Source organism: Pseudomonas sp. GM84 (assembly GCF_000282535.1).
Lineage (GTDB): Bacteria > Pseudomonadota > Gammaproteobacteria > Pseudomonadales > Pseudomonadaceae > Aquipseudomonas.
In genome coordinates this window covers 1-22,353 of sequence record NZ_AKJC01000126.1, presented here as the reverse complement: position 1 = coordinate 22,353, position 22,353 = coordinate 1, and the positions used below count along the sequence as shown (strand labels likewise).

Sequence of the window (22,353 nt, the reverse complement as noted above, 5' to 3'; positions counted from 1 at the left end):
GCTCTCAGGTCAAGGCAGCACGGAGGTCGGGTAGACCGCATCGGCTACCTGCAGCTTGTGCGGGATCAGGCCCAGGCCCTGGAAGGTGTCGGCCAGCTTCTGCTGTTCGGCGACGATCTGCGGGGTGATGGCCACGGCGTTGTAATTGCGCCGTTCGCTGGCCACCTGCAGAACGCTGGCGTTGATGCCCAGTTGTGGCGACAGCAGGGCGGCAACCTCGGCAGGCTTGGCGTTGGCCCACTGGCTGACCTTGCCCAGTTCGACGAAGAAGGTCTTGAGCAGGTCGCGGTGCTGGTCGGCGAAGGCGGCGGTGGACAGGTAGAAGGTGCGGTTGTTGGACAGCCCGCTGCCGTCACGCAGGTTCTTCAGCCCCGGCTGGCTTTGCGCAGCGGCGAGGAACGGGTCCCACAGGGTGGCGGCCTGGACGCTGCCCGACTGCAGGGCGGCCACGGCATCGGCGGCGTTGTTGACGTAGGCGGGGGTGATGTCCTGGTAGCTCAGGCCAGCCTGCTCCAGCGCCACGGCCAGCAGGTACTGGGCGTTCCAGCCACGGCCGGTGGCCACGCGCTTGCCTTTGAGGTCTTGCACGCTGTTGAGCTGGTCTTGTTCACGCACCACCAGGCCGATGCCGTGCGGGTAGGGTTGTTCGGCGGCCAGGTAGACCACAGGTTTGCCGGCGGCCTGGGCGAACACCGAGGGCGCATCGGCGGCGTGGCCCAGGTCGATGGCGCCGGTGCTCAGCGCTTCGAGCAGTTGCGGGCCGGCGGCGAATTCGTGCCAGGTCACCTTCACGCCTTGCGGGGCCAGGGCTTTTTCCAGGGCGCCGCTGCCTTTGAGGATGTTGATGCTGTTGAATTTCTGGTAGCCGATGCGCAGGGTCTTGGCGTCATCGGCAAAGGCGTTGGACCAGGGCAGCAGGGCGCTGGCGACAGTGGCCAGGAGGCCGCCGACGAGCAGGCGGCGCAAGGGCGAGAAGGCACGGGCAGGCATGGGGGAAGCTCCTTGAACGGCGGGTAATGGATGCACTCAGCCTAAGGAGGTGGCGTTTGGCTTTCAATTTTTTAATTCCATTTGGTTAGATTGTTTTGTTCTTTTTATATCCTTTTACATCAGCGCGATCTCCCTGTGGGAGTCGGCTTGCCGGCGATGAGACCCGGGCAGACAAACATTGGCTAGCCTGTCAGGGCCCTATCGCCGGCAAGCCGGCTCCCACAAGTCCACCCCCCAGCTTTCATTGACATTTTTTTCACATCCCATTGCTAGGATCCCCAGCACTTTCCAGGAGCCTCGAACCCATGCCCATCCTGCGCCAGCGCGGCACCCGTATCGCTCTGACCACCACCGCCGCACTGCTCACCGCCACCCTGGGCTTCTTCGCCTGGCAAAGTTTCTACCCCGTCCAGGCCAGTGGCGGCTGGGATGTCGATGTACTGCACCGTGACGTGACCAAGGCCGCCTCGCTGCTGCTGCAGGCCGATGGCAGCCTGCTGGTCAGCCGCGAGCTGGACGACGGCCGCGGCAGCATCCTCAAGATCACCGCCCAGGGCGAACGCGTGGTGCTGATCGATAACCTCTCCAAGCCTGACGGCATGGTCGCGGCCCAGGGCGGCTGGGTGTTCAGCCAGGAAGGCGGGCTCGCGCCGGTCAGCCTGTCGCGTGACGGCCAGGTCACGCACTTGTTCGACGGCGAGAGCGTGCAGGGACTGTGGAACGATGGCGACTACCTCTACGCCATCGAGGACCGCAAGGGCAATGGCCGGCTGATGCGCTACCAGTGGGCCAGCGGCCAGCTTGAGGTGTTGCGCTCGAACCTGACTGAAACCGAAGGCCTGACCCGTTGCGCCGATGGCCGCCTGCTCTATACCGAAAAAGCCACCGGCAAGGTGCGTGCGTTGACCGAAGATGGCCAGGACCCGGTGGTGGTCGAGGGCCTGCGCAACCCGACCTTCCTGCTGTGCGACCAGCGCGGGCTGTGGATCAGTGAAGACAACACGCACCGTGCTCGCCTGCTGCGCATCGATGCCGACGGCACCCGGCACACCGTGCTGACCTTCCTCAAGGCGCCCCAGGCCATCACCCCGGACGGCAAGGGCGGCTATCTGCTGGCCGAAGGTGGCCGCAACCGGGTGCTGCACCTGACCCCACCCCCTGAGCAAAACACCGCCCAGCGTTAACTGGGCAAGCGGCGCCTGCGCCCGGGCAGCAGCCCCAGCACCAGCATGCAGCCCAGCAGGATCACCAGGCCGCCCGCAGCCTGCAGCAGGCTCAACGCCTCGTTCAGGAACAACGCGCCAATCACCACGGCCACCAGCGTCACGACGAACTCGACGCTGATGGCACGGGTCGCGCCGATGCGCGCCACCAGGCCGAAATACAGCACATAGGTGGTGGCGCTCATCACGCAACCGCTGAGCAGCAAATAGAGCCAGTCGCTGGCCTGTGGCACGGTCGGCACCGGTATCAGCAGCAGCAGGGGCAGCGTCAGTACGCCGCCGACCAGGAAGGCGCCGCCGGTCACTGTCCAGGGATCTTGCCCGCGCAGGTGCAAACTGGCGTAGTTGCTGCCGAAGGCGGCGCACACGCAGCCGAACACCGAAGCGATGCAGCCGTGGATGAAGGCTTCGTTCACCGGTTGGGCCGGGAAACCCACCAGCATCACGATGCCGAGCACGCCCAGCAGCAATCCGGCCAGCCCCTGCGCGGTGATCTTCTCCAGGCCCCAGGCACGGCCGATGAGCATCGAGAACAGCGGGATGGTGGCGATGAAGATCGCGGCCATGGCCGTGCCGATCAAGGGCGTGGCGTAGGACAGGCCGATCAGTTGGCCGGCCACGGTGGTGGCGCCGACTACCAGCAAGGGTTTGAGCAAGGGGCGCAGTTTCAGTCGACGGCCGAGCAGGGCGCCCAGCACCGCGAGCGTGCTGCCCGCGATCAGCGAGCGGAAACTCACCGCACCGGCCCAGCCGAAGGCATGCACCACCTTGAGCACCACCAGGAAGGAAAAGCCCCAGGCGATGGCCAGGAACAGGTAGGCGGCGAGATCGCGTGGGCGCATGGGGCAGGGTCCGTCCGAGAGGGGGCAGCGCAGGCTAGCGGGTTGATCGGGGGGAGATCAACCCGCCTCGTCGAGGGTTATTCAGCCACCAGCAGCAACGACTGCGGCACTGCACTCTGCGGATGTTGCGGCTCCTGCAGACTGGCCAGCCTGAACCCCGCCATGTCCAATGCATTCAGCCAACTGGCCAGGGTGCGGAAGTACCACGGCATCGGCCGCCAGTCCCCGGCAAACCCTGCAAAACACTCTTCGCGCCAGCCATCCTGGTAGTCGCCGTTGGCCACGCTCCAGGGGTGCAGCGTCTGGATCAGCAGTGCGCCGCCCGGCAGCAGCAGGGCTTTCATGGCGGCGAGCAGGGGAATGATGTCCTGTTGCAGCAAGGCGAAATTGGCGCAGATCACGTCATAACCTGCACCCATGCCGGAAGTGCTTTCGGCCAGCTGTTCATAGCTGGCCTGGTACACCTGTGGCGAACCGGCCGCTCGCGCCGCAGCGACCAGCGCGGCATCGCCATCCACGCCTGTGGCGTCGATGCCCCGGTCAGCCAGGGCGCGCAGCAACCAGCCTTCACCACAGCCCAGGTCGAGCACCCGCTCAGGCTGGCGACCGAGTATGGCCAACAGGATGGCCTGGTCGGTCACCTGTCGGCGGCTTTCGATGGCGCCACTGCGCACGGCGTCGATCCAGGCCTGGGCGTTGTGCTGCCAGCTGTGCAGCAAGGCGGTTTCGCGGCTGTGCATTGCACCCTCCAGTGCAGTGGGACAGCTCAAGCATAGGCGTCCGCCGCTGGATTGTCCGAGGCCGGTTGCTCAGCGCCTTGCAAGGCCGGCCTGCCGTAGAACAGCAGGGCAGTCGCCCAACTGGTGAACCAGACGAAGATCCCGGCCCAGAAGGTATGCGACATGTAGTGCCAGCCTTGCAGGACCCGGGTGGTGCCGTAGACGAAACCGATCAGCAGAATCGCCACCAGCAGTTTGCGCGCATGCTGCCAGCGGTGGCGCAGGGCCACGAAGTACAACGCCAACAAGGTGAAGCCGCTGGAGGCATGGCCGCCGGGCCAGCAACGGCCATCGCCGGCCTTGCTCAGCAGGGTGAAGTTCTCAAACCACTCCTTGCGCAGTTCATGGCCACCGTACAAGGTGGTTTCCACGGGGCAGTACACGCTGGTGTGGCTTTTCAGGTAGTGGATGACCGTGGTGCTCAAGGCGAAGGCGACCACGACGAACAGGAAATCGCGGCGATGCTGGGCGGTGAAGCGCAGTACCGGGCTGATCCTGGCCTTGTTCAGCATGCGCGTCACCCACGCGTCCGGGTGGTGCTGCAAACGCGGCCACACGAACGACAGCAGCGAGCCGATCACGGCCAGTTCACCTGTCCAGTCCGGCAGGATGCGCGGCCACTTGTGGGTGACTTTTTCGAACCATTGGTCATGCAGCAGCGGGAAGCTGCCCGTGGCCGGATCGATCAGCAGGTTGCTTGTCCAGCGGTCCAGTTCGGTGAGGTCGAACAGCAGGAAGACGATCAGCGCCAGCACCAGCGGCAGCAGCAAGTTGTTGATGTAGAACGTGCTACGTGAAGGATTTGGCATGGTTACTTCCCGGTGCTGCTGACAAGTTCGCGCCATTGTTTGGCATTGAGTTGGCCCAGGATGTGGGGCTGGCCATCGCTGCCCTGGATGACGAACAGCGCGCTGGCATAGCCGCTGTCGCGCTGGCCACCGGAAACGTCCAACTGCCGCTCCAGTTCGTCGATGCAGCCGCTATGGGTGACCAGCACCAGGTTGCGACCCTCGCGCTTGTGGGCGAATGCCGAGTCAGCAAATGTCCCATCGCATTGCACCAGCCAGTCCTGGGTCTCGATGGCCTTGCCAAAGATGAAAAATGCGGTCTGCCGGGTGCGCACTTCCGGGCTGCTGAGCAGGTCGGCCGTGCCCAGCCCCAGGCGGCGAATGCCATCGCCCACGGCCATCGCCGCGTGGCTACCGTCGACGGTAATGCCGCTGGGGTCGGCGAGGCAGGCATGGTTGGAGCGATCGCAGCGCTCGGCGTGGCGAATCAGCACCATCACCTCGCCCTTGGCCCAGGCGCCATAAACGCCGTGCTCGTGCATCTGTTGCACACTGCCCAGGTTGCTGACCTGGGCGCGGGAGGCCTGCCAGAGACCGAGCAGCAGCACCGCCAGCAGCCCGGCAAGCAGCCAGGGCCGTCGGTGACGCCTGGCGCGTACAGGGCGCAGGCGGGTATCGATCACATTCTCCAGCATGCTGGCACTCCAAGACTCCGGTCCTACGGGTGCGTGGCATGGCCTATCACCCGAAACTGGCCGGCACCATAACCTTGTGGTTGTGGCGCTGAAGTGAAGTGGATGTGAAAAATATGCACGGTGCCGGATGCAGCGAGTGCCGAGTGGAAGCCGGTTATACCCGACAAATCCGTCAGCTAAGCTTGTTCTGCACTTTACCGACAGCTAGCGCGCGGGAGTAATCATGAACATCACGCTCAAATCGAAGCTGTTGCTGGCCGGCATGACGTTGGCCTGGGGCATGCTCAACGTCCAGGCCGCCGAGAGCCGAAAGGTCGATGTGATGCTGGTGGGCGGCGGGATCATGAGCTCGACCTTGGCGGTCTGGCTCAACGAGCTCGAGCCGGGCTGGTCGATGCAGATGGTCGAGCGGCTGGACAAGGTGGCCGAAGAAAGCTCCAACGGCTGGAACAACGCCGGCACCGGCCATTCCGCCCTGGCGGAACTCAACTACACACCGGAAAAAGACGGCAAGGTCGATATCACCAAGGCGGTGGAGATCAACGAGTCGTTCCAGATCACCCGGCAGTTTCTCGCCTGGCAAGTCAAGCAAGGCGTGCTGAAGAACCCGCACTCCTTCATCAACACCACCCCGCACATGAGTTTCGTCTGGGGTGACGACAATATCCGCTTCCTCAAGAAACGCTACGAAGCGCTGCAGGCCAGCCCGCTGTTCAAGCCCATGCAGTACTCCGAAGACCATGAGCAGATTCGCAAGTGGGTACCGCTGATGATGGAAGGGCGCGACCCTCAGCAGAAACTGGCGGTGACCTGGACGCCCATCGGCACCGACGTCAATTTTGGCGAGATCACCCGGCAATATGTCGCCTACCTGCAAACGCGGCCGAATTTCGACCTGAAGCTTTCCAGCGAAGTCGAAGCGATCACCCGCAATGAGGATGGCTCCTGGCATGTCGAGTACAAGAACCTCAAGGACGGCAACCAGGCCGCCACCGATGCCAAGTTCCTGTTCATCGGTGCCGGCGGCGCGGCGTTGCCGCTGCTGCAGAAGTCCGGCATCGATGAAGCCAAGGACTACGCCGGCTTCCCCGTGGGTGGCTCGTTCCTGGTGACCGACAATCCGGCCATCGCCCAGCGGCACATGGCCAAGGCCTACGGGATTGCCGCCACCGGCGCACCGCCGATGTCGGTGCCGCACCTGGACACCCGGGTGCTCGATGGCAAGCGGATGATCCTGTTCGGGCCGTTTGCCACGTTCTCGACCAAGTTCCTCAAGCAGGGCTCGCTGCTCGACCTGCTCGCCAGCGTGAATGTGCACAACACCTGGCCCATGGTGCGGGTGGGCGTGCGCGAGTTCGACCTGGTGCAGTACCTGGTTGGCCAGGTGCTGCAGTCCGACGATGACCGCTTCGAGGCGCTGCGCACCTATTTCCCGGAAGCCAAGCAGCAGGACTGGCGCTTGTGGCAGGCGGGGCAGCGCGTGCAGATCATCAAGAAAGACCCGAACATGGGCGGTGTGCTCAAGCTCGGTACCGAAGTGGTCACGTCGAAGGATGGCAGCATCGCCGGCCTGCTCGGCGCTTCGCCAGGCGCCTCCACCGCGCCGCCGATCATGCTCGACCTGATGGGCAAGGTGTTCAAGGACAAGATGGCCTCAGCGGATTGGCAGGCGAAGATCAAGCAGATCATTCCCTCCTATGGCATCCGCCTGAACGATCATCCCGACCAGGTACAGAAGGAGTGGGCCTATACCAATGAGGTACTGCAGCTGAGCCCGCCAACTGTAGAGGCAGCGCAATAAAAAATGGGCTGCCGAAGCAGCCCATGGGGTCTTGCAGGCGCAAAATTCAAGTGTCAGAAGGCTTTGCAGATTTTAACGGGCGCCCCGCATATGCAGAGCCTTCGACCTTGGCGAATGCTTCGACGGCCTCTTTGGTGATGAAACTGTGGTAATCAGCGGATTCAATCAAACGTGCAAGTTTTGCGTCTGCAGTTGCCTTGTAATGAGCAACATTTGCGTTGAAATCGCCGGTTTTACGTACCATTTCAAAGCTCCTCATGATTGAGAGAAGCATAGATAGGGGACAGATCGTAGGCAAGGCCTATACCTCTCACCTGCCGGAAACCATCCATCTGATAGGCAGCTCGGGCTTCAGGAAGGGGATCTTTGACGACGATCCATCTGAAGCCTAGAAGCAGTGCATAGTACCGAACACCACTCATGCACATAGGGGCGATATACCCTCGTGTTGCCAAGCTGTTGTCCGGATCTCGCTGAAGGTACAAGACCATGATCTTCTCCTTGCTGCCTTGGGGTGAGGCCCAGCACAGGCCGGCCAGGCGGTCGCCGAACCAGATGGAAATATCGATTGCATGAGCATGGGCATGTCGCGCTTTCCATTTCAGTACTCGGCTCCAACCGAAGTCGTGCGGATTGGGATGCCAATCTTCATGTGCTTCGATAGCCCTGTAGTCGATTTCCTCGACCCTGACTCCGTTAGCAAGTAGTGGGTTCATGTGTTGTGTTTCCAAGGCTACTTGCCGCCGGGCAGCATGCTTGAAGCCGAGAAGCACCGCCCGTTGTTGTTCGTCCATAGTGGGTATTTCGACATCTACCGGTTAGGTCGATGATGGTATGGCCCAAACCCATCAGAATGGGCTAAGAAACAGCTTCCGGTGTTCGAGTTGGCATGTAGTCCAAATCTTCATTGGACGCGATCAGGACATCTAAACTTACAAGCAGCCCGCTGCTGGTTTCATCGCAGCGTGTCCATACCATTTTCCGACCACCGCCCCCCGGGCCGGACTTCCCTCGTCGACGGTGGCCTTCTTGCAGAGGAGGGCAGGTCATGGACGAGGCAAGGCTTCAGGATTTCATGGGCAAGCTGGTGGGCGACATGGGCGCGGCGGCGACCTTGGCCAATGTCATTCTCGGTGACGAACTGGGGCTTTATCGGGCCATGGCCGACAGTCAGCCGACCACACCCGAAGCGCTGGCGGCCAAGACCGGTTGCCACCCGCGGCTGGTGCGCGAGTGGCTCAATGCCCAGGCGGCGTCCGGGTACATGACCCATGACAAAGGGCAATTCGTGCTGCCCGAGGAACAGGCCATGGCGCTTGCCCTGGAGGATTCGCCGGCCTACATGGCCGGAGGCGCAGCGGTGGTGGCGGCGCTGTTCCACGACAAGGACAAGCTGGTGGCGGCCATGCGCGGTGACGGCGGGCTGGCCTGGGGCGACCATCACCCGTGCATGTTCAGCGGTACCGAACGGTTCTTCCGGCCGGGCTATCGGACCTTCCTGGTGGCTGAGTGGCTGCCCGCGCTCGACGGTGTAGTGGGCAAGTTGCAGGCCGGGGCCAAAGTGGCCGATGTCGGGTGCGGGCATGGCGCCTCGACCCTGGTCATGGCCCAGGCGTTTCCGGCATCGACGTTCACCGGCTATGACTACCATGCACCTTCCATCGCCACGGCCAGCGAGCGTGCGCGCGAGGCAGGGCTGGAAGGGCGCGTGAACTTCCACCAGGCCTCGGCCAAGGATTACCCGGGCCACGATCATGACCTGGTGTGCTTCTTCGATTGCCTGCATGACATGGGCGACCCGGTCGGTGCGGCGCGGCATGCCTACCGGGCGCTGAAGGCCGACGGTACGGTGATGCTGGTGGAGCCCTATGCCGAGGATTCGCTGGATGGCAACCTGACGCCGGTGGGGCGGTTGTTCTATGCGGCGTCGACGTTCATTTGCACGCCGAATTCGCTATCCCAGGAAGTGGGGCTGGGGTTGGGGGCGCAGGCGGGGGAGGCGCGGTTGCGGGCGGTGTTCGAGGAGGCAGGGTTCACAAGGTTCCGGCGGGCGACGCAGACGCCGTTCAATCTGATTCTGGAGGCCAGGAAGTAGCTAGCGGCCCCATCGCCGGCTTGCCGGCGATGAGGCCGGGGCAGACAAGAAAGGGGCGCCTGGTTGGCGCCCCTTTCAGTCTTGCTTAGGCTTCAGCGTCCCAAGGACGATCGCCTTTCTCATCTTTCACGCGGGTCGGCAGGCCCATGACGTCCAACGCCTTGAGGAACGGCTCGGCCGGCAGCTCCTCGACGTTGACCATGCGCTTGGCATCCCACTCGCCACGGGCGACCAGCAGGGCCGCAGCCACTGGCGGTACACCGGCGGTGTAGGAGATACCCTGGCTGTCGGTCTCGGCGTAGGCTTCCTCGTGGTCAGCCACGTTGTAGATGAACACTTCGCGCGGCTGGCCGTCCTTGGTGCCCTTGACCAGGTCACCGATGCAGGTCTTGCCGGTGTAGCCCGGGGCCAGGGAGGCCGGGTCGGGCAGCACGGCCTTGACCACTTTCAGCGGTACCACTTCCAGGCCTTCGGCGGTCTTGACCGGCTGCTCGGAGAGCAGGCCAAGGTTCTTCAGCACGGTGAACACATTGATGTAGTGCTCGCCGAAGCTCATCCAGAAGCGCACGTTCGGCACGTTCAGGTTCTTCGAGATCGAGTGGACCTCGTCGTGACCGGTCAGGTACAGGTTCTGCGAGCCAACCACCGGCAGGTCGTCGGTACGCTTGACTTCGAACATGGTGTTGCTGGTCCACTGGCTGTTCTGCCAGCTCCATACTTGCCCGGTGAACTCGCGGAAGTTGATTTCCGGGTCGAAGTTGGTGGCGAAGTACTTGCCATGGGAACCGGCATTGACGTCGAGAATGTCGATCGAATCAATGCTGTCGAAGTACTGTTGCTGCGCAAGTTTTGCGTAGCTGTTCACCACACCCGGGTCGAAACCGACGCCGAGAATGGCGGTAATGTTCTTTTGTTGGCACTCTTCGAGGTGTTTCCACTCGTAGTTGCCGTACCACGGCGGGGTCTCGCAGATCTTGCCCGGCTCTTCGTGGATGGCGGTGTCCAGGTAGGCGACACCGGTATCGATGCAGGCACGCAGCACCGACATGTTGAGGAACGCGGAACCGACGTTGATCACGATCTGCGATTCGGTCTCGCGGATCAGTGCCTTGGTCGCCTCGACATCGAGGGCGTTGAGCGAGAAGGCCTGGATGTCGGCGGGAACCTTGAGGCTACCCTTGGCCTTGACGCTGTCGATGATGGCCTGGCATTTGGAGATGTTCCGTGACGCGATAGCGATACGACCCAGTTCGTCGTTATGCTGCGCGCACTTGTGGGCCACCACCTTGGCGACACCTCCTGCACCAATGATAAGAACGTTCTTCTTCAATTTACCTTTTGCTCCTTACTTGAGTGCCGGTCTTTACGACAGGCTGGAAACGTAGTCTTCGAAACCAAACTCGCGCACCACTTCGACGCTGCCGTCGAGTTGCTTGACCGCGATGGACGGCATCTTCAAACCGTTGAACCAGTTTTTCTTGACCATGGTGTAACCCGCGGTGTCGACGAACGACAGGCGGTCGCCGATGGCCAGCGGACGATCGAATTGGTACTCGCCGAAGATGTCACCGGCCAGGCACGACTTGCCGCAGACCATGTAGGTGTGCTCGCCATCGTTGGGTGCCATCTTGGCATTGAGACGGTAGATCAGCAGATCCAGGAGGTGCGCTTCGATCGAGCTGTCGACCACGGCCAGGTGCTTGCCGTTGTACAGGGTGTCGAGCACGGTCACTTCCAGCGAGGCGCTGTTGGTGATGGCCGCTTCGCCCGGCTCCAGGTAGACCTGCACGCCGTATTTTTCCGAGAAGGCTTTCAGGCGCGCGCAGAACGCGTCGACTGCGTAGTCTTCGCCGGTGAAGTGGATGCCGCCACCGAGGCTCACCCACTCGACCTTGTGCAGCAGGTGGCCGAAGCGCTCTTCGATGTGCGAGAGCATCTTGTCGAACAGGCCGAAGTCACCGTTCTCGCAGTTGTTGTGGAACATGAAGCCGGAGATTAGCTCGATGACCTTCTCGATCTTTTCCGGGTCCCACTCGCCCAGGCGGCTGAACGGCCGGGCCGGGTCGGCCAGCAGGTAGTCGGAGCTGCTCACCTGCGGGTTGACGCGCAGGCCACGGACCTTGCCTTCGGACTGTTCGGCGAAGCGCTGCAGCTGGCCGATCGAGTTGAAGATGATCTTGTCGCAGTTCTCGAGCATTTCCTCGACCTCGTCGTCGGCCCAGGCCACGCTGTAGGCGTGGGTTTCGCCGGCGAACTTCTGGCGGCCGAGCTTGAGCTCGTAAAGCGAGGAAGAGGTGGTGCCGTCCATGTACTGCTGCATCAGGTCGAAGACCGACCAGGTGGCGAAGCACTTGAGGGCGAGCAGTGCCTTGGCACCGGAGTGTTCGCGCACGTAGGCGATCTTCTCCATGTTGCCCAGCAGCTTGGTTTTATCGATGAGGTAGTACGGCGTCTTGATCATTTAAAGGCCCCCGGCCAGGCCGGCCAAAAAAAGGACACGCATTGTGCCTTCACTTGCTGCATATCGAAAGAGTGAGATCAGCATTTCGTCGCGGTCGTGACTGTTGGGGCGGGTTTTTCCGATGGCGACGGGGTTATTTGAACAGGCCTGTGTGAACATCCTAATCACCGGCTGTGCAGATGGAGAAGAATCTGATGAACAGCCGTGATCGAACTTATCCGTACAGGAGTTGAGCATGAGGGTTGGCGTCATATCCGACACCCACGGCCTGTTGCGCCCCGAAGCGGTCGATGTGCTGGTGGGTTGCGACCTGATCGTGCACGCCGGCGATATCGGCAAACCCGAGGTCATCGAGGTGCTTGGGGCCTTGGCGCCGCTGCAGGTCGTGCGTGGCAACAACGACCTGAAATTGCCTTGGGCGGCGCAGATCGCCGATCAGCAGCGCTTTGAGATGGGGGGCTGGCAGGTTCTGCTGGTCCACGACATTGCCGATGTGCCGGGGGCGTTGGATGAGGGGGTGCGGGTCGTGATCACCGGGCATTCGCACAAGCCGCTGATGGACTGGCGGGAAGGGCGGTTGTTCCTGAATCCCGGGAGTGCCGGGCCGCGGCGGTTCAAGTTGCCGGTGACGGTGGCGGTGATTGAAATCCAAGGGGAGAAACTGGTGCCGCTGATCATTCCACTTTTGCGGTGAGTGTTCCGGCCCTTTCGCGGGACAAGCCCGCTCCCACAGGTACCGCGTTGCCTTTGAACAGAGTGGTAAACCTGTGGGAGCGGGCTTGTCCCGCGAAAGGGCCGGAACAGCCCACCTTAGTCGACCTGCTTCAACCAGTCCTGAATCTGCCCAAGCGTTGCCGTAGCACCGCCACACACCACGACCAGTACATTCTGGTAACCGGCCAACTTCCCAGGCGCGTAAGCCAGCGCCAACGCCGCCCCACAGGCCGGCTCCACCAGTACCCGATGATCGCTCAGGAACCGCTCGCACGCCTCCAGTGCCGCGCGATCGGTGACCAGAACGCTCTGCACCGGATGTTCGCGCACGCACACCAGGGCCTGATCGGCAACACGCTTGGCGCCCAGCGAGGTCGCCACCGACGCGATACGCTCCAGCTCCACCGAATGGCCGGCCTGCACCGCAGCGTGCAGCGAAGCCGCACCTTCGGTTTCCACCGCCAACACCGGTACGTCATCCCAGCCGTTGCGCTTGAGCCCTTCGACCACGCCACTGAGCAGGCCGCCGCCGCCGACCGACAGCACCACGGCGTCGGGTTTGATCCCGGCGGCAGCGACCTCGTCAACCAGGCTGGCATGCCCGGTCCACAGCAGCGGGTCGTCGAAAGGGTGGATGAAGGCATCATCGGCCCCGACCAGGGTCTGTGCCAGTTCATTGGCCTCCTGCCAGGAGCTGCCATGCACCACCACCTTGGCGTCTTCCAGGCGCAGTAGTTCCTTGGCGCGGTCGCTGGTGGTTTCAGGCACCACCACCGTCACCGGCACGCCCAGCTTGCGACCGGCATAGGCCACTGCCAGGCCGGCATTGCCACCGGAGGAGGAAACGAAATGTCGCGCGCCACGGGCATGGTGGACTTCGCAGGCATGGCCCACGCCACGCAGCTTGAACGAGCCGCAGGGCTGCAGGGCATCGAGCTTGAGCCAGACCGTAGGGCCAGCGGCCAGCGTCATAGAGCGGGATTCGATCAGGGGGGTGTGGATGTGCAGGGACATGGCAGCCTTCTGATTTCTAATACAAAAAGAAGGATGTCATACCAGCTGTCCCCAGCGCCGGCAAGCCGGCGTTGGGGACAAGTCGGTCAGCCCAGGGCGGGCGTACGCGGCGGGATCATGCGACGAGAGCCGGTCGATTCGAACGCGGCAGCGAAGCTCAACAGGTTGTTGTCGCTGTAGGACCGGCCCGCAAAGGTCAGGCCTACCGGCATGCCGATATCGGCCATCACGCCCATTGGCACGGTGACGGTCGGCACACCCAGGTGGCGAATGGCGAGGTTGCCGTTGGCTACCCAGATGCCGTTGCTCCAGGCGATGTCCGCCGACGCGGGGTTGACGTCGGCATCGGCCGGGCCTACGTCGGCCACGGTCGGGAACAGCACCGCGTCCAGGCCCAGGTTGTCCATCCAGTCTTCCAGGTCGATCTTGCGGGTCTTTTCCAGACCGCGCAGGCCATCCGGCAGGGTCTCGATCTGGTCCCAGGTCTTCAGGCCGCGCTTGGCCATGTTGACGTACTCGTCCATGCCGGCGGCCAGGTCGTCCTCACGGTTGGGCAGGGTGCCTGGGTCGTGGGGGAAGATCAGCGGGCCATCGACATCGGCCAGGCGGTTGAGCTTGGGGTCGTTGTTGGCACGCAGGAAATCGTCGAACGCCCAGCCCGACAGTTCCCACAGTTCGTCATGGAGGAATTCCTTGCTGACGATGCCGCGGTTGTACACGGTCGGTGCGCCAGGGCGGTCGCCTTCGCAATTGGACACCAGCGGGAAGTCCACTTCGACTACCTCGGCGCCGGCCGCTTCCAGGGCCTGACGCGCCTGTTGCCACAGGTCGATGACGGTGGCGCGGGTGTTGATGCGCTGACCGGTCGGGCCACCGATGCCGGGTTTTTCCGAGGTGCCGGCCTCAGGGTCGGCATTGATGTACATGCGCGGTACGCCGAAACGCTTGCCCTTGAGCGTGCTGGCGTCCACCGCCAGGTCAAGGTAGGACGCTGGGCGCACGCTGGATGCGGCCGGGATCGGCACCCAAGGCTGCAGGCGCCACAGGTCGCCACGCTTGTCGGCGTCGTCGGCCACCACCACGTCGAGGATTTCCAGCAGGTCGGCCATGGTACGGGCATATGGCACCACCACGTCCATGGTCGGGGTCAGCGGCCAGTTGCCGCGTACCGAGATCACGCCGCGCGATGGGGTGTAGGCGCACAGGCCGTTGTTCGAGGCAGGGCCACGGCCGCTGGACCAGGTTTCCTCGGCCAGGCCGAAGGCGCTGAAGCTGGCGGCGGTGGCGGTACCGGCACCGTTGGACGAGCCAGAGGCGAACGGCGCGGTCAGGTAGTTGGCGTTATACGGGCTTTCGGCGCGGCCATAGACGCCACGCTGCATGCCGCCGTTGGCCATGGGCGGCATGTTGGTCTTGCCCAGGCACACCGCACCGGCGGCGCGCAGGCGCTCGATGGTGAAGGCGTCGCGCTGCGCCACCAGGTCCTTGAAGGCCGGGCTGCCGGAGGCGGCGGTCAGGCCTTTGACCAGATAGCTGTCCTTGGCGGTGTAGGGGATGCCATCGAGCGGGCTCAAGGGCTGGCCCTTGGCGCGGCGGGCGTCGGAAGCCTCGGCCTCCTTGAGTGCTTCTGGGTTGCGCACCACCACGGCGTTCAGTGCGGTAGCGGTATTGGCTCCATCGTAGGCGTCGATACGCGCCAGGTAGGCCTTGACCAGCTCGACCGCCGTCGTGCGGCCCGATTCGAGCGCGTCGCGCAGCTCGGCAATGGAAACCTCGGTTACCTCGATCATGCTTTCACCAAAAATTGTGCAGGTGGGGGCTTTTGCGAGGAGTGTACAAGAAGGCCGCTGGGGAGGGAGGTTTGCGCGGCAGAAATGGTTTTTTGCAGAGGGGCATTGTTGGCCTTTTCGCGGGACAAGCCCGCTCCCACAGGATCATCCCAGCGCTCAGGCTTATCGTTCTCTCTGTGGGAGCGGGCTTGTCCCGCGAATGGGCCGCAAAGCGGCCCCGATACACTCAGTCCAGGTCCGCCGACGAATGCCGTTCAGGCACCTGGTTGGCTTCATCGCCCCAGGTGCGGTTGACCCGTGTGCCCCGTTGCACCGCTGGTCGCTGGGCAATTTCTTCAGCCCAACGCTGCACCTGCGGGTACTCGTGCACGGCCAGGAACTGCGCCGCGTCATACAGGTTGCCGCGCACCAGCTGGCCGTACCACGACCACACGGCAATATCGGCAATGCTGTATTCGTCGCCACCCAGGTAGCGGCTTTCGGCCAGGCGGCGCTCGAGTACATCGAGCTGGCGCTTGGCTTCCATGGTGAAGCGGTTGATGGCGTATTCGAATTTCTCCGGCGCATACACATAGAAGTGGCCGAAGCCGCCACCCAGGTAAGGCGCCGCACCCATCTGCCAGAACAGCCAGTTCAGGCATTCGGTTCGCGCGGCGGGTGCCTTGGGCAGGAATGCGCCGAATTTCTCGGCCAGGTACAGCAGGATCGAACCCGACTCGAACACCCGTACCGGCGGCTCGACGCTGCGGTCGAGCAGGGCGGGGATCTTGGAGTTGGGGTTGACCTGGACGAAGCCGCTGGAGAACTGGTCGCCTTCACCTATGCGGATCAGCCAGGCATCGTACTCGGCGCCGGCGTGGCCAAGGGCGAGCAGCTCTTCGAGCAGAATGGTCACCTTGACGCCATTGGGCGTGGCCAGGGAGTACAGCTGCAAGGGGTGCTTGCCTACCGGCAGGTCCTTGTCATGGGTTGGGCCGGCGACTGGGCGGTTGATGTTGGCGAACTGGCCGCCGGACGCTGCGTCGTTGCGCCAGACCGCAGGCGGGACATAGGGGGGCTTGCTCATGCACGAACTCCTTGAATGGCGTGATGCTGTCACTGCATCTATGCCACGGGTTCGGCGCAATTCGCAAATGCATTGTGGGCACTCACGCGATCCCTGTGGGAGCACGACTCAGGCCACCGGAATGGTCGGATCCGCAGCGGCCAGTGCCGCCGCGCGGTCGTTGGCCGCTGGCGGATAGATCCAGACCGTATTGATCTGCGACTTCAGCACCTTGGCCTCGGCCTTGTCGGTCGGTGGCGACACCTGGCGGTCCCAGCCCTCGGTGTACACCGCACCCCAGGCACCCAGATCAAGGCAGGTCACGTACTTGGGCTGGCTATAAGTCATCGGCGCCACGCCGATCAGCTCGGCCACGGCATTGTTCCCCGCATACCGGCCCAGCGGAATGGCATGCTGGCAGGACATCACCGCGTAGTTGCCCACCTCATCGCACGCCGCATAGGCCACATCACCCGCCGCATACACCGCATCGCTGCCTATGACCTTGAGGTTGCCATCCACATGCAAGCGGCCCTGGCGGTCGCGTTCGCCGCTGATCTGTTCGGTCAGCGGGTTGGCCTTGAAGCCCACGGTCCAGACCACCGTGCTCGCCGCGATGCGCTGGCCGTTGTCCAGCAGCACACCGTCGCGGTCCACCGAGGCCACGGTGGCGCCGCAGATCCATTCGATGCCCAGCGCCTCGGATGCCTGCTCGATGGCCGGTCGAATACCGTCACCCAGCGCAGCACCGATTTTCGCGCCGCGGTCGACCACCACCACACGTAGCCGTGCCTGCTCGCCGAGGATGTCGCGCAAGCGCGCCGGCAGTTCGGTTGCGGTCTCGATGCCGGTGAAACCGCCGCCCGCCACTACCACGGTGTTGCGCTGGGGTGTGTCGGGGAGGTTGGCCAGCGACTTGAGGTGGGCTTCAAGGCGTGCGGCGCTGTCGATCTTGTCGACATCGAAGACGTGCTCGATACCGACCATGTCCGGCCGGTTGAGCACGCTGCCACAGGCCATGATCAGGCGGTCATAGCCCAGGCTACACTCGGTGCCGCTTTGGGTGCGGTAGCGCACCTGCCTGGCGGATTCGTCGATGTGGAACGCCGTGCCTTGCACGAATCGCACGTTCACCGCCTCGAACAGCTCATGCAACGGGGCGGCCATGGTGTGTACTTCAGGTTCGTAGAAGCGTGGGCGCACGTGCAGTTCGGCCTTCGGCGCGAGCAGCGTGACCTCGACATCCGTGCGCCCGTGCAGGTCCAGTTGGCGGACCGCGCTGAGGGCGCTCCACAGGCCTGCGAAGCCGGCGCCAATGATCAGGATATTGTTCATCGTTGTGCTCCTGGAGAGTCCGGTTAAACAAGGTAGTCCTTGTTCACGGCCAACGATGTGGCGGGCGACGAAACGCGCGACCCTGAGCGCTACACCTCAGAACGTCGGCGGGGTGATCACCCAGATCACCACGGCATCCACCTCCCCCGGATTGCCGTAGCGGTGCGGTTCCTGGCTGGGAAAACTGAAGCTGTCACCTTCGCCCAGCTGGAAGTGCCGTTCGCCCACCCACAGCTCGAAACAGCCCGAGAGGATGTAGCCGGCCTCTTCGCCTTCGTGGCTGTAGCTCTGCTGGCTGTAGGTGCCTGGCGGGAAGCGTGAATGCAGGATCTCCAGCTGGCGGTTGGGCTGGGGCGTGAGCAACTGGTCGACGATGCCGTCTTCGTAATGCACGCTCAGCCGGCTGTTGCGCCGCACCACGTAGCCCTGGTCTTCGGGGGCGGTGCTGGCTTCGCTGGCGAAGAACCACTGGATGGTCACGCCCAGGCTGCGGGCGATGTTGAACAGCGCCGGGATCGACGGGTACGACAGGTTGCGTTCGAGCTGGCTGATGTAGCCCGCCGTCAGCTCGCTCTGCGCCGCCAGCTCCGCCAGGGTCATGCCGCGGCGCTTGCGCAGGCCGCGGATACGGGTGCCGAGAAACTGGGGGGCGGCGCCGCCATCTTCGGCGGCGGGCGGGGTCTGTGGCAGCTGGCTCATGCGCTTCGGTCCATCGGGAAAGCGGCAGTATGTACAGCGTCAGACGGACCAGGCAACTGTCAGGCCATCATGGATCGCTTCTTCGACGGTACGCGGCGCCAGGCAGTCGCCGATGCGCCGTACCTCGACCAGGCCGGCCAGTTCCTCGGCCAGCGTGTCTTGCGGCTGGTGGCCCAGGCACAGCACCAGGGTATCGATGTTGTCGAAGATCATCGGTTCACCGCTGGCCGTGTGCTGCAGGTACACAGTGTTGTCGTCGCAGCCGTACAGGCGGGCATAGGGGGTGATCGGGATGCTCAGGCGGTGCAGTTCCCCGGCCATCTGGTCGCGCACGTACAGCGGCAGGCTTTCACCACAGTGGGTGCCATTGACCGCCAACTGCACCTGATGCCCTTCGCGGACCAGGCGTTCGGCGATACCGGGGCCGATCCAGTCGCTGCGCCAGTCCACCACCAGCACCGAACGGCCTGGCGTGACTTCATTGCGCAGCACTTGCCAGGCATCCACCACCTGCAGTTCACCGCTGCGTTCGAACGATGGCCAGTAGGGCGTGGCGCCGGTGGCGGCGATCACCAGGTCAGGGCGCTCGCGTTCGACCAGGGCGCGGTCGACTCGTGTATTACGTACCACACGTACACCTGCCAGCTGCATTTCGCGCTGCAGGTTGGTGCTGGCTCCGCCGAACTCGCTGCGTCGGGGCAGCAGTTGCGCGAGCTGTACCTGGCCGCCGAGCTGCGCGCTGGCCTCGTACAGCGTCACCTCATGCCCGCGCGCGGCGGCCACGGCGGCGGCTTTCATGCCTGCAGGGCCGCCGCCTGCCACCAGGATGCGCTTGCGTGCGGTGGCGGGCTTGAGCGTGCCGTACTGCAGTTCGCGGCCGGTTTCCGGGTGCTGAATGCAGGAGATCGGCAAGCCTCGGTGAAAGTGGCCGATGCAGGCCTGGTTGCAGGCGATGCAGGCGCGCACGTCCTCCACGTGCCCCTGTTCTGTCTTGCTCGGCATCTGCGGGTCGCAGATAAGCGCACGGGTCATGCCGCAGACGTCGGCCTGGCCACGGGCCAGGATCAGCTCCGCTTCCTGCGGCTGATTGATGCGCCCGGTGACGAACAGCGGAATGTCCAGGCGCTGCTTGAAGGTGCCGGCCTCGCGGGCCAGGTACGCCGGCGCGATGGCCATCGGCGGCACGATGTGCACGGCGCCGCCGAGGGTCGCCGAGGTGCCGGCGACGATATGCATGTAATCGAGTTGACCCTGTAGCGCTTCGGCGGCGGCCAGCGATTCATCTTCGCTCAGTCCTTCGCTGTCGCGCTCGTCGGCACTGATGCGCAGGCCGACGATGAACTGTTCGTCGGTGGCCGCGCGCACCGCGTGCAGTACCTCGCGCAGGAAGCGCAGGCGTTGTTCCAGGCCACCGTTGTAACCGTCGTTGCGCAGGTTGACCCGCGGGTTGAGGAATTGCGCCGGCAGGTAGCCATGGCTGGCCACCACTTCCACGCCATCCAGCCCGGCCTGGTGCAGGCGGCGGGCAGCGTTGGCATAGCCCTGGACGATCTCGTCGATCATCGCCTGGTCCAGGGCTCGCGGCATGACGCGAAACCGCTCGTTGGGCACCGCTGATGCGGAGTAGGCGACGGCCAGCAGCCCGTCGGCGGATTCCATGATCTCCCTGCCTGGGTGGAACAGCTGCGACAGCACCACCGTGCCATGGGCATGGCAGGCTTCGGCCAACTGCCGGTAGCCCTCGATGCAGGCATCGTCGGTGGCCATCAGTACATGGGAGGTGTAGCGGGCGCTGTCATGCACCCCGGCCACCTGCAGCACGATCAGCCCCACACCTCCGGCAGCGCGGGCGCTCTGGTAGGCGATCAGCTTGTCGTTGACCAGGTTGTCGGTGGGCAGGCACGTATCGTGGCCGGTCGACATGATGCGGTTCTTCAGGCGCTTGCCGCGAATCTGCAAGGGCTCGAACAGGTGGGCAAAGGCGGTCGACATGCGGGCGGCTCCGGTGTTGTTCTTGTTTTTCTCATGAAAGTGTAGCTTCAGTAAAAAATCAACTTGTTTTTTTACTGATGCCCGACTAGCTTTTTCTCACCCACGGCTGTGGGTCGTGACCTCACAACAACAAGAAAACGGGCCCTTCGGGCACCGGCAGGAGGCAACTCGATGCAGGCATTTCCTCGCGTTACAGGCCTTTGCGCAGCGCTGCTGGCCATCGGCCTTGGCAGTGCGCAAGCGGCGCCGCAGATGGTCGTGGTCGGCTATGGCGGTGCGGGTCAGAAAGCCCAGGATGTGGCGATCTTCCAGCCTTTCAGCGCCCAGGACGGCAGCCAGTTGATGCAAAGCGAATACAACGGCGAAATGGCGCGCATCCAGGTGATGGCCGATACCGGCAACGTCGACTGGGATGTGGTGCAGATCGAGGGGCCGGACCTGGCCCGCGGCTGCGAGGAGGGCATCTACGAGCACCTCGACTGGCAACGACTGGGACACGCCGCCGAACTGATTCCCGACGCAGCCCAGGATTGCGGCTCGGCGGCGCTGGTGTGGAGCGTGGCGATCGCTTACGACCGCAACAAGCTGGCCGAGGCGCCCAGCTCATGGGCGGACTTCTGGGATATCAAGAAATTCCCAGGCAAACGCGGCCTGCGCAAGCGCGCGGTGTACAACCTGGAGTTCGCCTTGCTGGCCGACGGCGTCAAGGTGGAGGACGTGTACAAGGTCCTTTCCACGCCGGCCGGTGTCGATCGGGCCTTTGCCAAACTCAGCGAACTCAAGCCCTATGTCCAGTGGTGGGATGCCGGCGCGCAACCGGCCCAGTGGCTGACCGCCGGTGACGTGGTGATGACGTCGACCTACAGCGGCCGCATCGCTGTCGCCGCGCAGCAGGGCAGCCCGCTGGCGCTGGTCTGGCCGGGCAGTCTGTATGGCATGGACTACTGGGCGATCATCAAGGGCTCGAAACATGTCGACCAGGCCAAGCGGCTGATCAGCTACGCTAACCAGCCGGATACCCAGGTGCGCTATGTCGAGCAGATTCCCTATGGGCCGACCAATACCCAGGCAGCCGCCAGGCTCGACCCGGCCCTGGCCAACTGGGTGCCGACATCGCCGCAGAACCTGCAGGGCGCCTTGGCGATGAACGTCGACTTCTGGGTCGACCATGGCGAGGAACTGGAGCAGCGGTTCAATGCCTGGGCCAGCAAATGAACGAAGGACGAACGACCATGACTGCCACTGAACACTCGTTGCGCCAGCAATTGGCTGCCTGTTACCGGCTGATTGCACACTTTCGCATGTCGGACCTGATCTTCACCCATATCTCGGTGCGGCTGCCGGGCCCGGAACATCACTTCCTGATCAACCCGTACGGCCTGCTGTTCGACGAAATCACCGCGTCGAGCCTGGTCAAGATCGACCTGCAGGGCAGGGCGGTGGAGGCCAGCCCGCACCGGGTCAACCCGGCTGGGTTCGTCATCCACAGCGCCATTCACGCCGCTCGCGAGGATGCCCAGTGCGTGCTGCACACCCATACCCGTGCCGGTTGTGCGGTGGCGGCACTGGAATGTGGGTTGCTGCCGGTCAACCAGATGTCCATGGAGTTCTACGGCAAGGTTGCCTACCACACCTATGAAGGCATCGCCCTGGACCTGGACGAGCAGCAGCGGTTGGTGGCGGACCTTGGCGACAAGCCGGTGATGATCCTGCGCAACCACGGCCTGTTGACCACCGGGCGCACAGTGGCCGAGGCGTTCTTGCGCATGTACTACCTGGAGAAAGCCTGCGAGATCCAGCTGGCGGCGCAAAGCGCCGGCCAGTTGGTGCTGCCGTTGCCCGAGGTGTGCGCGCATACCGAGCGGCAGTTCAATGAGCCGATGCGGGGACTGAAGCAGGGGGAGCTGACGGACCCGGATGCGGTGCAGTTGGCCTGGGGGGCATTGTTGCGGATGCTGGACAGGACGGCGCCGGATTACCGCGACTGAAACATCGAGACCTGTAGAGCACCTGTGGGAGCAACTGTCTTGCTCAGTTTCTAAAAGCTGGCGCGATTCCTGTGGGGGCGGGCTTGTCCCGCGAACACCGGC

At 63.7% G+C, this 22,353-nt stretch carries 21 protein-coding genes; 6 read left to right on the top strand and 15 right to left on the bottom strand.

The window, feature by feature from the left end; all coding sequences use genetic code 11:
• Positions 1-9 precede the first annotated feature (9 nt).
• Positions 10-990, bottom strand: a complete 981-nt coding sequence (locus tag PMI38_RS11340; protein ID WP_008093907.1) for an aliphatic sulfonate ABC transporter substrate-binding protein — start codon at positions 988-990, stop codon at positions 10-12.
• Positions 991-1,295: 305 nt separating this feature from the next.
• On the opposite strand from PMI38_RS11340, the gene PMI38_RS11335 reads away from it, so the two are divergent.
• Positions 1,296-2,174 carry a hypothetical protein gene (locus PMI38_RS11335; RefSeq protein ID WP_008093905.1) on the top strand — a complete coding sequence of 293 codons (879 nt, stop codon included), beginning with the start codon at positions 1,296-1,298 and terminating at the stop codon, positions 2,172-2,174.
• On the opposite strand, the gene PMI38_RS11330 is transcribed toward PMI38_RS11335, so the two are convergent.
• The 4 genes from PMI38_RS11330 to PMI38_RS11315 all read right to left on the bottom strand — a co-directional run bounded on the left by PMI38_RS11330 (position 2,171) and on the right by PMI38_RS11315 (position 5,317).
• On the bottom strand, positions 2,171-3,055 hold the full coding sequence (locus PMI38_RS11330; protein WP_008093903.1) for a DMT family transporter: 885 nt from the start codon (positions 3,053-3,055) through the stop codon (positions 2,171-2,173). The two genes, PMI38_RS11335 and PMI38_RS11330, sit on opposite strands and share 4 nt — an antisense overlap.
• A gap of 77 nt (positions 3,056-3,132) precedes the next feature.
• Positions 3,133-3,795 (bottom strand): class I SAM-dependent methyltransferase, encoded by a 663-nt coding sequence (locus PMI38_RS11325; protein ID WP_008093901.1) that lies wholly within the window; start codon positions 3,793-3,795, stop codon positions 3,133-3,135.
• A gap of 26 nt (positions 3,796-3,821) precedes the next feature.
• Positions 3,822-4,643, bottom strand: a complete 822-nt coding sequence (locus PMI38_RS11320; RefSeq protein ID WP_008093899.1) for a phosphatase PAP2 family protein — start codon at positions 4,641-4,643, stop codon at positions 3,822-3,824.
• Positions 4,644-4,645: 2 nt separating this feature from the next.
• Positions 4,646-5,317, bottom strand: a complete 672-nt coding sequence (locus tag PMI38_RS11315) for a histidine phosphatase family protein (protein ID WP_008093898.1) — start codon at positions 5,315-5,317, stop codon at positions 4,646-4,648.
• A gap of 223 nt (positions 5,318-5,540) precedes the next feature.
• On the opposite strand from PMI38_RS11315, the gene mqo reads away from it, so the two are divergent.
• The gene (gene mqo, locus PMI38_RS11310) at positions 5,541-7,118 is read left to right on the top strand and encodes a malate dehydrogenase (quinone) (protein WP_008093897.1); all 1,578 of its coding nucleotides are present in this window, start codon (positions 5,541-5,543) and stop codon (positions 7,116-7,118) included.
• A 46-nt stretch (positions 7,119-7,164) separates the two neighbouring features.
• On the opposite strand, the gene PMI38_RS26575 is transcribed toward mqo, so the two are convergent.
• Both PMI38_RS26575 and PMI38_RS27085 read right to left on the bottom strand, forming a co-directional pair.
• On the bottom strand, positions 7,165-7,362 hold the full coding sequence (locus PMI38_RS26575) for a hypothetical protein (RefSeq protein WP_008093896.1): 198 nt from the start codon (positions 7,360-7,362) through the stop codon (positions 7,165-7,167).
• Between the two features lies 1 nt (position 7,363).
• On the bottom strand, positions 7,364-7,912 hold the full coding sequence (locus PMI38_RS27085) for a hypothetical protein (RefSeq protein ID WP_157214866.1): 549 nt from the start codon (positions 7,910-7,912) through the stop codon (positions 7,364-7,366).
• Between the two features lie 254 nt (positions 7,913-8,166).
• Here PMI38_RS27085 and PMI38_RS11300 point away from each other — a divergent pair, with 254 nt between their 5' ends.
• Positions 8,167-9,213, top strand: a complete 1,047-nt coding sequence (locus PMI38_RS11300; protein ID WP_008093894.1) for a class I SAM-dependent methyltransferase — start codon at positions 8,167-8,169, stop codon at positions 9,211-9,213.
• Positions 9,214-9,298: 85 nt separating this feature from the next.
• Here PMI38_RS11300 and PMI38_RS11295 read toward each other — a convergent pair whose 3' ends face one another.
• Together PMI38_RS11295 and PMI38_RS11290 are read right to left on the bottom strand one after the other, a co-directional pair.
• Entirely contained in the window at positions 9,299-10,543 is a 1,245-nt protein-coding gene (locus PMI38_RS11295) for a saccharopine dehydrogenase family protein (RefSeq protein WP_016394970.1), read from the bottom strand.
• A gap of 33 nt (positions 10,544-10,576) precedes the next feature.
• Positions 10,577-11,674, bottom strand: a complete 1,098-nt coding sequence (locus PMI38_RS11290) for a carboxynorspermidine decarboxylase (protein ID WP_008093889.1) — start codon at positions 11,672-11,674, stop codon at positions 10,577-10,579.
• Between the two features lie 235 nt (positions 11,675-11,909).
• Between PMI38_RS11290 and PMI38_RS11285 the strand changes: the two genes are divergently transcribed.
• Positions 11,910-12,368: a metallophosphoesterase family protein gene (locus PMI38_RS11285; RefSeq protein ID WP_008093887.1), complete on the top strand. Its 459-nt coding sequence runs from the start codon at positions 11,910-11,912 to the stop codon at positions 12,366-12,368.
• 116 nt (positions 12,369-12,484) lie between these two features.
• On the opposite strand, the gene PMI38_RS11280 is transcribed toward PMI38_RS11285, so the two are convergent.
• From PMI38_RS11280 to PMI38_RS11255, 6 genes are all read right to left on the bottom strand, one after another.
• Positions 12,485-13,402 (bottom strand): pyridoxal-phosphate dependent enzyme, encoded by a 918-nt coding sequence (locus PMI38_RS11280; RefSeq protein WP_008093885.1) that lies wholly within the window; start codon positions 13,400-13,402, stop codon positions 12,485-12,487.
• Between the two features lie 86 nt (positions 13,403-13,488).
• Positions 13,489-15,192, bottom strand: a complete 1,704-nt coding sequence (locus PMI38_RS11275; RefSeq protein WP_008093883.1) for an amidase — start codon at positions 15,190-15,192, stop codon at positions 13,489-13,491.
• 226 nt (positions 15,193-15,418) lie between these two features.
• On the bottom strand, positions 15,419-16,258 hold the full coding sequence (gene yghU / locus PMI38_RS11270) for a glutathione-dependent disulfide-bond oxidoreductase (protein WP_008093881.1): 840 nt from the start codon (positions 16,256-16,258) through the stop codon (positions 15,419-15,421).
• A gap of 108 nt (positions 16,259-16,366) precedes the next feature.
• The gene (locus PMI38_RS11265) at positions 16,367-17,572 is read right to left on the bottom strand and encodes an NAD(P)/FAD-dependent oxidoreductase (protein WP_008093879.1); all 1,206 of its coding nucleotides are present in this window, start codon (positions 17,570-17,572) and stop codon (positions 16,367-16,369) included.
• A 96-nt stretch (positions 17,573-17,668) separates the two neighbouring features.
• Positions 17,669-18,271 carry a helix-turn-helix domain-containing protein gene (locus tag PMI38_RS11260; protein WP_008093876.1) on the bottom strand — a complete coding sequence of 201 codons (603 nt, stop codon included), beginning with the start codon at positions 18,269-18,271 and terminating at the stop codon, positions 17,669-17,671.
• Between the two features lie 39 nt (positions 18,272-18,310).
• Complete coding sequence (locus tag PMI38_RS11255) at positions 18,311-20,263, bottom strand: oxidoreductase (RefSeq protein WP_008093875.1); 1,953 nt, start codon at positions 20,261-20,263, stop codon at positions 18,311-18,313.
• 171 nt (positions 20,264-20,434) lie between these two features.
• Between PMI38_RS11255 and PMI38_RS11250 the strand changes: the two genes are divergently transcribed.
• Together PMI38_RS11250 and PMI38_RS11245 are read left to right on the top strand one after the other, a co-directional pair.
• Positions 20,435-21,478, top strand: a complete 1,044-nt coding sequence (locus tag PMI38_RS11250; protein WP_008093873.1) for an ABC transporter substrate-binding protein — start codon at positions 20,435-20,437, stop codon at positions 21,476-21,478.
• 17 nt (positions 21,479-21,495) lie between these two features.
• Positions 21,496-22,251 (top strand): class II aldolase/adducin family protein, encoded by a 756-nt coding sequence (locus tag PMI38_RS11245; RefSeq protein WP_008093871.1) that lies wholly within the window; start codon positions 21,496-21,498, stop codon positions 22,249-22,251.
• Positions 22,252-22,353: the final 102 nt, after the last annotated feature.

Bases quoted from the DNA above. Each gene is read 5' to 3' on its own strand.
- PMI38_RS11340 (WP_008093907.1), bottom strand. From the start codon at position 990: ATGCCTGCCCGTGCCTTCTCGCCCTTGCGCCGCCTGCTCGTCGGCGGC.
- PMI38_RS11265 (WP_008093879.1), bottom strand. From the start codon at position 17,572: ATGAACAATATCCTGATCATTGGCGCCGGCTTCGCAGGCCTGTGGAGC.
- PMI38_RS11335 (WP_008093905.1), top strand. From the start codon at position 1,296: ATGCCCATCCTGCGCCAGCGCGGCACCCGTATCGCTCTGACCACCACC.
- PMI38_RS11285 (WP_008093887.1), top strand. From the start codon at position 11,910: ATGAGGGTTGGCGTCATATCCGACACCCACGGCCTGTTGCGCCCCGAA.
- PMI38_RS11255 (WP_008093875.1), bottom strand. From the start codon at position 20,263: ATGTCGACCGCCTTTGCCCACCTGTTCGAGCCCTTGCAGATTCGCGGC.
- yghU (WP_008093881.1), bottom strand. From the start codon at position 16,258: ATGAGCAAGCCCCCCTATGTCCCGCCTGCGGTCTGGCGCAACGACGCA.
- PMI38_RS11250 (WP_008093873.1), top strand. From the start codon at position 20,435: ATGCAGGCATTTCCTCGCGTTACAGGCCTTTGCGCAGCGCTGCTGGCC.
- PMI38_RS11315 (WP_008093898.1), bottom strand. From the start codon at position 5,317: ATGCTGGAGAATGTGATCGATACCCGCCTGCGCCCTGTACGCGCCAGG.
- PMI38_RS11280 (WP_008093885.1), bottom strand. From the start codon at position 13,402: ATGTCCCTGCACATCCACACCCCCCTGATCGAATCCCGCTCTATGACG.
- PMI38_RS27085 (WP_157214866.1), bottom strand. From the start codon at position 7,912: ATGGACGAACAACAACGGGCGGTGCTTCTCGGCTTCAAGCATGCTGCC.
- PMI38_RS11330 (WP_008093903.1), bottom strand. From the start codon at position 3,055: ATGCGCCCACGCGATCTCGCCGCCTACCTGTTCCTGGCCATCGCCTGG.
- PMI38_RS11300 (WP_008093894.1), top strand. From the start codon at position 8,167: ATGGACGAGGCAAGGCTTCAGGATTTCATGGGCAAGCTGGTGGGCGAC.
- PMI38_RS11320 (WP_008093899.1), bottom strand. From the start codon at position 4,643: ATGCCAAATCCTTCACGTAGCACGTTCTACATCAACAACTTGCTGCTG.
- PMI38_RS11325 (WP_008093901.1), bottom strand. From the start codon at position 3,795: ATGCACAGCCGCGAAACCGCCTTGCTGCACAGCTGGCAGCACAACGCC.
- PMI38_RS11275 (WP_008093883.1), bottom strand. From the start codon at position 15,192: ATGATCGAGGTAACCGAGGTTTCCATTGCCGAGCTGCGCGACGCGCTC.
- PMI38_RS26575 (WP_008093896.1), bottom strand. From the start codon at position 7,362: ATGGTACGTAAAACCGGCGATTTCAACGCAAATGTTGCTCATTACAAG.
- PMI38_RS11245 (WP_008093871.1), top strand. From the start codon at position 21,496: ATGACTGCCACTGAACACTCGTTGCGCCAGCAATTGGCTGCCTGTTAC.
- PMI38_RS11290 (WP_008093889.1), bottom strand. From the start codon at position 11,674: ATGATCAAGACGCCGTACTACCTCATCGATAAAACCAAGCTGCTGGGC.
- PMI38_RS11260 (WP_008093876.1), bottom strand. From the start codon at position 18,271: ATGAGCCAGCTGCCACAGACCCCGCCCGCCGCCGAAGATGGCGGCGCC.
- mqo (WP_008093897.1), top strand. From the start codon at position 5,541: ATGAACATCACGCTCAAATCGAAGCTGTTGCTGGCCGGCATGACGTTG.